Source organism: Polaromonas sp. P1_G4, assembly GCF_056405475.1.
Genome location: NZ_JBFUCA010000829.1, coordinates 1 through 1245, shown reverse-complemented (window position 1 = coordinate 1245; position 1245 = coordinate 1). Strand labels below are relative to the sequence as shown.

Annotated in this window: 1 protein-coding gene; it reads right to left on the bottom strand. The window is 61.7% G+C overall.

Annotation, left to right across the window (positions count from 1 at the left end):
- Positions 1 to 1245: (Fe-S)-binding protein (locus AC1D1X_RS23745; protein WP_477699405.1), on the bottom strand; the 1245-nt coding region annotated here is incomplete at both ends.

The window sequence follows — 1245 nt, the reverse complement described above, 5'->3', positions numbered from 1 at the left end:
CCTCCACATACGTGGGCAGCCACTCCTTGCCCAGGATCTGATTGGCCATTTCCACCACGATGTAGTCCGCCTCGAGCAGGCCGTTTTGCAGGTCATTGCCGTAGCGCGAGAGCCCTTGCAGGCAACTCGGGCAGCTGGTGAGTATTTTGACGTTTCCCGCCTCGGCAACGGCACCCGCCTCGCGAAGCTGGGCTTCGCCCTTGCGCAGCTCTTCTTCCTTGCGAAAACGGATCTGCGTGGAAATGTCCGGCCGGGTAACGCCCAGCGTGCCCGACTCACCGCAGCAACGGTCATTCTTGAGCACGTTGTCACCCAGCAGCGCCTTGACGGTCTTCATTGGCTCCTGCAGCTTCATCGGGCTGTGGCAGGGGTCGTGATAGAGGTAGCCAGCGCCGGGCTGGTCGGTGCGCAGGGTGATGCCTTTTTCAAGCAGGTATTCGTGGATGTCGATGATGCGGCAGCCCGGGAATATCTTGTCGAATTCGTAACCCTGCAGCTGGTCATAGCAGGTGCCGCAGCTCACCACCACCGTCTTGATATCCAGGTAGTTCAGCGTGTTGGCGACGCGGTGGAACRGCACCCGGTTGTCGGTGATGATTTTCTCGGCTTTGTCGAACTGGCCGCTGCCGCGCTGCGGATAACCGCAGCAGAGGTAACCCGGCGGCAGCACAGTTTGCACCCCCGCATGCCAGAGCATGGCCTGCGTCGCCAGGCCCACCTGGCTGAAAAGGCGCTCGGAGCCGCAGCCGGGAAAATAAAACACCGCCTCGGTTTCCGACGTGGTGCTCTTGGGGTTGCGAATGATCGGGACGTAGTCCTTGTCTTCGATGTCCAGCAACGCACGTGCGGTCTTCTTGGGCAGGCCGCCCGGCATCTTCTTGTTGATGAAGTGGATCACCTGCTCTTTCACAGGCGCCTTGCCGACCGTGGCCGGCGGCAGCGCCGTYTGCTTGCGTGCCAGCCGGCGCATCAGGTCGTTGGCCAGGCGCTGGGCCTTGAAGCCCACGTCCACCATGGCGCTGCGCATGAACTTGATGGTCTGCGGGCTGGTGGCGTTCAGGAAGATCATGGCGGCAGCGTTGCCGGGCCGGAAAGACTTCTGCCCCATCTTGCGCAGCAGGTTGCGCATGTTCATGGAGACTTCGCCGAAATCGATGTCCACCGGGCAAGGCGTCAGGCACTTGTGGCACACGGTGCAGTGGTCGGCCACGTCTTCGAACTCTTCCCAGTGCTTGATGCTCACGC